Origin of the sequence: Methylobacterium sp. WL7 (genome assembly GCF_008040085.1) — a bacterium.
GTDB classification, from domain to species: Bacteria; Pseudomonadota; Alphaproteobacteria; order Rhizobiales; family Beijerinckiaceae; genus Methylobacterium; species Methylobacterium mesophilicum.
In genome coordinates, this window is the sequence record NZ_VRVG01000183.1 from 1 (window position 1) to 7,354 (window position 7,354).

Here is a 7,354-nt window from a genome sequence, read left to right on the forward strand (position 1 = left end):
CTCCCTCCCCCCTCTGCGGGGGAGGGTGGGCCGGCCGTCAGGCCGGGTCGGGAGAGGGGCAGCGCGACGGTTCAGGATGTGGCACCCGTCGCGACTGGCCCGGAAGCGGCGCTCCCCTCTCCCGACCCGCTTCGCGGGCCACCCTCCCCCGCAGAGGGGGGAGGGAAACGCGCGTGAGTCCGACTGCAGCCTGCATCCGGTAACGATGTTTGAATGTCTTGGTACCCCGGGGATCGTCCGGCTCCGGCGGCGGCTTCGCTCATCTCGGAGGGGTCGATCCCCGGTCCCGGCGGCTCGGCGGCCGGGGGAAGTCGGGGCGGTACGAGATCCGCCCCGCGATGCGGCCTCAGGCGGCCGCGGCGGCGAGCGCGTGCGGGTTGCCGTTCAGGCCGGCGCAGAGATCGTCGATCTCGGCGAGGTCGAGGGCGTCTCCGGCCCGGCCCGCGATGGTGTCGATCAGGTGGTCCTGCCGGGGGTCGAACGGATGTCCCTGCATCCGGTAGAACTGGTAATAGCGCAAAGCCGCCAGGACGGTGTCACGCTCGCGGTCGGTTACGGTGAAGTGCTGCATGGGTCTTCGTCTTCCCCTTGTGGCTTCAACGAACGCCCGGGCGGGCCGCGACGCCGAACCCGAGCTTGACCGTTGTAACCGGTGGGTAACGACCCGAACAGTTCTTGACAGCTCGCGCGGATGTGATTCGCATCATTTAAGATTTTGGTCCTCGCCGGGGAAACCCGGCGGCGAATCGAAAAGCCGTTCGCCGGCAACGCGTTGCGGCCGCCGGGGCGGTCACAGGCCGAGATCGGCCAGGTAGCGGGGCAGGACCGTGCTCGCCGGCCCGTAGCGCGCGTCGTCGAACGCGTCGGCGTTGTCCGAGGGGTCCAGGTTGATCTCGCAGGTCGGAATCGTCAGCGCCCGGGCCTGCCGCACGTAGCCGGCCGCCGGGTAGACCGCCCCCGAGGTGCCCACGGCCACGAACAGGTCGGCCCCGGCCAACGCCGCCTCGATCGCGTCGAGCTGCATCGGCATCTCGCCGAACCAGACGATGTCCGGCCGCATCCGGCCCGCCGTCCCGCAGGCCGGGCAGGACGAGGCCCGGTTCAGGTCGTGGCGCCAGGGGGTGACCGCCCCGCAGGCGGTGCAGCGGGCCTTGAGCAGCTCGCCGTGCATGTGCACCACCGCGCGCGAACCCGCCCGCTCGTGCAGGTCGTCGACGTTCTGCGTGCACAGGAACAGGCGCCCGCCCCGCGCGGCGAGCCGCGCCTCGGCCTCGGCCAGGGCCACATGCGCCGCGTTGGGCGCGGCCGCGACCACGCCCCGGCGGCGATGGTCGTAGAAGTCGAGCACCGTGTCGGGATCGGCGGCATAGGCCTCCGGGGTGGCGAGCCTCATCGGGTCGAACCGCGCCCAGATCCCGCCGCGGTCGCGGAACGTGCCCAGCCCGCTCTCGGCCGACACGCCGGCTCCGGTCAGCACGAATGGGTTTTTGGGCGTGCTCATGCGGCGTTCTCCATGGAATGGCCGGATATGTCCGCTGGTTGGCTGCGCGGTTTCTTTCGCCCGTGTCGCCCAAGCGCGATCCTGCCGCTCGCTTCACCGAGTGGGAGACACGAAATGTCCGCTGTTGCGCTGCTGGTCATCGACGTCCAGGAATCCTTCCGTCACCGGCCGTTCTGGAGCGCGGCGGACGTGCCGCTCTTCACCGAACGCCTGCAGACCCTCATCGACGGCGCGGCCGCCCGCCGGATTCCGGTGCTGCAGGTGTTCCACGTCGCGGAGACGGGTCCGTTTTCGGTCGAGTCCGGCCATGTCCGCACCCTCGAGCCCATCGTGATCGCGCCGACGGCCGTGTTCCACAAGCGCCGGCACAGCGCGCTGGTCGATACGGGTCTCGCGGGCTGGCTGACGCAGCACGGCATCCGCCGGCTGATCGTGTCGGGGATCCGCACCGAGCAATGCTGCGAGACCACCACCCGGCACGCCTCCGACAGCGGCTGGCAGGTGGATTACGTCACCGAGGCGACGCTGACCTTCGCGATGACCCATCCTGACGGCCGCCGGTTCGAGGCGGACGACATCAAGGCCCGCACCGAGCTGGTCCTGGTGGACCGTTTCGCCCGCATCGCCACGGTGGAGCAGGCGCTCGCCGGCCGGGACCTGCCGGTCGCCGCATGAGCGAGGCAGCGCGGCGCAGCATCCCGGTCCTGGTGGTCCTGCCGCCGGGTACCGTGGTGCTCCTGCCCGGCGCGTCGTCCCGGGTGCTCGGCCGCGAAGCCGATCCGGACGACGCGGCCGCCGAGGCACGGATCGTCGACTGGCTGCGCGGCGCGGTCCGGCCGGGCCACACCCTGGTCACGGTGTGCGAGGGCACGCTGATGGCCGCCCGCGCCGGGCTGTTCGACGGCTATGCCTGCACCACCCATCACGCGAGCTGCGCGCGGCTCGCCGCCCTGGCGCCCCGGGCGCGGGTGCTGGAGAACCGGCTGTTCGTGCAGGACCGGGACCGGTTCAGCAGCGCCGGCGTCACCGCGGGCGTCGACCTGATGCTCCACCTCGTCGCCGACTGGGCCGGCCCGGCCGCGGCGCTGGCGGCGGCCCGGACCCTGGTCGTCTACATGCGGCGCGGGCCCGACGACCCGCAGCTCTCGCCCTGGCTCGAGGGCCGCAGCCACCTGCATCCGGTGGTGCACCGCGCCCAGGACGCGATCGCGGCCGAGCCCGGCCGGGACTGGTCCCCCGAGATCTTGGGCCGCCTCGCCGGGGCGAGCCCGCGCAACCTCGCCCGGCTGTTCCGGCTCCATGCCGGCATGACCGTGACCGACGCGGTCAACCGCGCCCGGATCGCGCTGGCCCGGGACCTGATCGCCCAGACCGACCTCGCCCTGGAGCAGGTCGCCGACCGCGTGGGCTTCGGCTCCGCCCGCCACATGCGTCGCGTCTGGCGCCTCTTCCACGAAGCCGCCCCCTCGACACTCCGAACCCAAGTCCCGGTTTCGAAAGGTCCGTGACCTTTCGCGGGTCCAGGGCAGAGCCCTGGTCTCTCAGGGGCTCCGCCCCCGAACCCCTGCCAAAGGGCTGAGCCCTTTGGGAACCCATGACGTGCGCACTCTGGACCCCGCCGGACGGCTGTGCCCTCCTCGCGTCGTTCGAATCGGCGCGGACGATGCATCCGCCCGTCCCGACAGGCGCCCGCGGGCGCGGAGGAGAGCGCGCCATGCCCGAATACGACCTGGCGATCCGCGGCGGTACGGTGGTCACCGCGAGCGACACGGTGCGGGCGGATGTCGGCGTGCGCGGCGGGCGGATCGTGGCTGTGGCCGAGGGCCTCGCCGACGCCGCCCGGGTGATCGACGCCTCCGGCTTGCTGGTCCTGCCCGGCGGCATCGACAGCCATGTCCACATCGCCCAGGACCCCGGCCCCGGCATCGTCATGGCGGACGACTTCGCCAGCGCGACCCGGGCGGCGGCGGCCGGGGGCAACACCTGCGTGATGCCGTTCGCGGTCCAGCCCCGGGGCGGCTCGCTGCGCGGGGCGGTCGACGCCTATCGCGCCAAGGCCGAGGGCCAGTGCCACGTCGACGTGGCGATCCACATGATCGTCTCGGACCCGAGCGAGGCGGTGCTCGGCCAGGAGCTGCCGGCGCTGGTGGCCGACGGCTACACCTCGTTCAAGGTGTTCATGACCTACGACGACCTGGTCCTGAACGACCGCCAGCTGCTGGACGTGTTCCACGTCGCGCGGCGGCAGGGCGCCCGGGTGATGGTCCACGCCGAGGGCTACGACGCGATCCGCTATCTCAGCGACCGGCTGGAGCGGGCGGGCGAGACGGCACCCTACGGCCACGCCCTGTCCCGGCCCGAGGTGGTCGAGCGCGAGGCGGCCCACCGGGCGATCAGCCATGCCGAGCTGATCGACCTGCCGATCGTGATCGTCCACGTCTCGGGCCGCGAGGCCACCGAGCAGATCGCCTGGGCTCAGGCGCGGGGGTTGAAGATCCGGGCCGAGACCTGCCCGCAATACCTGACCCTGACGGCCGAGCACATGAAGGGGCTCGGGCTCGACGACCCGATGGCGGGCGCGAAATACGTCTGCTCGCCGCCGCCCCGGGACGAGGCCAGCCAGGAGGCGGTCTGGTCCGGCATACAACGCGGGATCTTCGACGTGGTCTCGTCGGACCACTCGCCGTTCCGCTACGACGACCCGCAGGGCAAGCTGAACCCGCGCGGCAAATCCTCGTTCCGCTGGATCCCGAACGGCATCCCGGGGGTCGAGACAAGGCTGCCGGTGTTCTTCTCCGAAGGCGTCTCGAAGGGGCGGATCAGCCTCAACCAGTTCGTCGCGCTCACCGCCACGAACCACGCCAAGCTCTACGGCCTGTATCCACGAAAAGGTTCGATCGCCCCGGGCTTCGACGCGGACCTCACCCTGTGGGACCCGAACAAGCGCGAGACGATCCGCCAGGAGATCCTGCACCACGGCTCCGACTACACCCCCTGGGAGGGCTTTGCGGTCACAGGCTGGCCCGTGATGACGATCGCGGGCGGCCAGGTGATCGCCGAGGACGGCAAGGTCCTGTCCGAGCCGGGCCGCGGCCGGGTGCTCGACCGGGCGGTCGATCCGGCGGAGCGGCGGGGCGCCTGACGGCCCCTGGCCCGGCCCTTGCTCCCCGGTTCGAGGCTGGGGGTGACCAGGCTGGATCAAGGCCGCGGACATATCCTCGGCCGGATCGGGCATTGGTCCCCTCTCCCGAGCGGGAGAGGGACAGGGTGAGGGATGCGACGTCTCTGGATGGACCTGTTCCCTCACCCCAGCCCTCTCCCGCACGGGAGAGGGGGCACGTCGCGGGCTTCGCGCGCGAAGGTGCCTCAACCATGTGCCGCCTGTAGCCGCAGCCGGGGGAGCCTCGCATGAATGTCGAGCTGATCGGCCTGACCAAGCGCTACGGCGCGGCGACCGCGGTCGATGCCGTCGACCTGAAGGTGCCGTCCGGGGCCTATTGCTGCCTGCTCGGCCCCTCCGGCTGCGGCAAGACCACGACGCTGCGGATGATCGGCGGCCATGAGCGCGCCAGCGCCGGCGACGTGGTGATCGGCCCGAAGGCGGTGGGCGACGCGACGCCGGCCGAGCGCGGCACCGCCATGATGTTCCAGAGCTACGCCCTGTTCCCGCATCTCGACGCGCGGGACAACGTCGCCTTCAGCCTGCGGATGCGCGGCGTCGGCAAGGCCGAGCGCCGGGCCAAGGCGATGGCGATGCTCGATCTCGTGCAGATGGGCCACCTCGCCGGGCGCCTGCCGGCCCAGCTCTCGGGCGGGCAGCAGCAGCGCGTCGCGCTCGCCCGGGCCCTCGTCACCGGCCCGAAGGTGCTGCTCTTGGACGAGCCGCTCTCGGCGCTCGACCCGTTCCTGCGGGTGCGGATGCGGGTCGAGCTGAAGCGGATCCAGACCGAGCTCGGGCTGACCTTCATCCACGTCACCCACAGCCAGGAGGAGGCGATGGCGCTCTCCGACCTCGTGGTGGTGATGAATGCCGGCCGGATCGAGCAGGCCGCCGACCCGCGCACCGTGTTCGAGCGGCCGGCCACCGCCTTCGTGGCCCGGTTCATCGGCGGCCACAACGTGATCCGCCTGCCCGACGGGATGATCGCGGTGCGGGCCGACCGGATGCGGCTGGGCGCCGAGGCCGGCCCGCAGGCGCTGCCGGCCCGGGTGGTCGCGGTCGAGTACCAGGGCACCAGCGTCCATGTCGGGCTCGACGCCGACGGGCTGGAGCGGGCGCCCGACAGCTCGGCCGCCCTGACCGCCGTGCTCAGCGATGCCGCCTTCGCGGCCCGCCCGCTCCGGCCGGGCGACACGATCCCGGTCGGCTGGGACGAAGCCGCAGCCCACCGCCTCGACGCGTAGACCTTTGGAGACGAATATGGACCCGTTCTCGAAGCCGAGCCGGCGCACGCTCCTGAAAGGGGCCGCGGCCCTGGCGGCGACGCCGGTGACCGGCTTCCCGGCCGTGCACGCGGCCGAGCCCGTGACCCTGCGCTACCTCGGCACCGCGGTGAGCCAGTCCGCCGACATCGCCCGGAAGGTGAAGGAGGATCTGGGCATCACCCTCGAATACATACCGGTGGTGACCGACGAGGTGACCAAGCGGGTGGTCACCCAGCCGAACTCCTTCGACCTGGTCGACACCGAGTATTTCAGCCTCAAGAAGATCATCCCGTCGGGCAACCTCGGCGGCCTGGACGCCAAGCGGATCAAGCTCGCCGACCAGATTTCCTCGGTGTTCACCAAGGGCGAGGTGGCCGGCAAGCGGATCGGCGACCAGGGCACCGCGCCCAAGAAGGTGTTCTACCTCGAGGGCCAGGCCGCCAAGACCTTCGCGTCCGCGCCGACCGAGTGGCTGACCCTGATCCCAACCACCTACAACGCCGACACGCTGGGCATCCGGCCCGACCTGATCAAGCGGCCGGTGGAGAGCTGGAAGGATCTGCTCAACCCCGAGTTCAAGGGCAAGGCGTCGATCCTGAACATCCCGTCCATCGGCATCATGGACGCCGCCATTGTGTTGGAGGCCACCGTCTACTACACCTACGGCGACAAGGGCAACATGACGAAGCCCGAGATCGACCGCACCATCAAGGTGCTGATCGAGGCCAAGCGCGCCGGCCAGTTCCGGGCCTTCTGGCAGGACTTCAACGAATCCGTGAACCTGATGGCGTCCGGCGAGACGGTGATCCAGTCGATGTGGTCGCCCGCCGTCACCAAGGTGCGGGCGCAGGGCGTGCCGTGCACCTACCAGCCCCTCAAGGAGGGCTACCGCGCCTGGGCCCAGGGCTTCGGCATCCCGAAGACCCTGAGCGGCCGGAAGCTCGACGCGGCCTACGAGTTCATCAACTGGTTCCTGTCGGGGTGGGCCGGGGCCTACCTCAACCGCCAGGGCTATTATTCCGCGGTGCTGGAGACCGCGCAGGCGCACATGCAGCCCTACGAGTGGGCGTTCTGGATGGAGGGCAAGCCCGCCGAGAAGGACATCCTGGGCCCGGACGGCACCCTGATCGAGAAGGCCGGCGCCACCCGCGACGGCGGCTCCTTCGACCAGCGCATGGGCTCGGTCGCCTGCTGGAACGCCGTGATGGACGAGAACACCTACATGGTGCGCAAGTGGAACGAGTTCATCGCCGCGTGAGCGCCGTGCCTGGCCCCTTCTCCGCCCCGGCTCTCGGGCGGCCCCGAGCGCCGGCCCCCTCCCCCCTCTGCGGGGGAGGGTGGCCCGCGAAGCGGGTCGGGAGAGGGGAGCGCCGTATCCGGAAAAGTCGCGACGGGCGTGAAACCCAGAACCGTCGCGCCGCCCCTCTC

General features: G+C 71.3%; 7 protein-coding genes. 5 read left to right on the forward strand and 2 right to left on the reverse strand.

Annotated features, from left to right (window positions below; translation table 11 throughout):
• Positions 1-346: 346 nt before the first annotated feature.
• Both FV233_RS26975 and FV233_RS26980 read right to left on the reverse strand, forming a co-directional pair.
• Positions 347-571 (reverse strand): hypothetical protein, encoded by a 225-nt coding sequence (locus FV233_RS26975; RefSeq protein WP_147854742.1) that lies wholly within the window; start codon positions 569-571, stop codon positions 347-349.
• Positions 572-790: 219 nt separating this feature from the next.
• Complete coding sequence (locus tag FV233_RS26980) at positions 791-1,501, reverse strand: Sir2 family NAD-dependent protein deacetylase (protein ID WP_147899349.1); 711 nt, start codon at positions 1,499-1,501, stop codon at positions 791-793.
• 114 nt (positions 1,502-1,615) lie between these two features.
• Between FV233_RS26980 and FV233_RS26985 the strand changes: the two genes are divergently transcribed.
• The 5 genes from FV233_RS26985 to FV233_RS27010 all read left to right on the forward strand — a co-directional run bounded on the left by FV233_RS26985 (position 1,616) and on the right by FV233_RS27010 (position 7,184).
• Positions 1,616-2,176, forward strand: coding sequence for an isochorismatase family protein (locus FV233_RS26985; protein ID WP_147899350.1), 561 nt, complete (start codon positions 1,616-1,618; stop codon positions 2,174-2,176).
• A complete protein-coding gene (locus FV233_RS26990) occupies positions 2,173-3,009 on the forward strand; it encodes a helix-turn-helix domain-containing protein (protein ID WP_246690105.1) in 837 nt (278 codons plus the stop codon). Before FV233_RS26985 ends, FV233_RS26990 begins: the two co-directional genes overlap by 4 nt.
• 206 nt (positions 3,010-3,215) lie before the next feature.
• On the forward strand, positions 3,216-4,643 hold the full coding sequence (gene hydA, locus FV233_RS26995; protein ID WP_147899351.1) for a dihydropyrimidinase: 1,428 nt from the start codon (positions 3,216-3,218) through the stop codon (positions 4,641-4,643).
• 266 nt (positions 4,644-4,909) lie between these two features.
• On the forward strand, positions 4,910-5,905 hold the full coding sequence (locus FV233_RS27005) for an ABC transporter ATP-binding protein (protein WP_147899352.1): 996 nt from the start codon (positions 4,910-4,912) through the stop codon (positions 5,903-5,905).
• Positions 5,906-5,921: 16 nt separating this feature from the next.
• On the forward strand, positions 5,922-7,184 hold the full coding sequence (locus FV233_RS27010) for an extracellular solute-binding protein (RefSeq protein ID WP_147899353.1): 1,263 nt from the start codon (positions 5,922-5,924) through the stop codon (positions 7,182-7,184).
• The last annotated feature ends 170 nt before the right edge of the window (positions 7,185-7,354 follow it).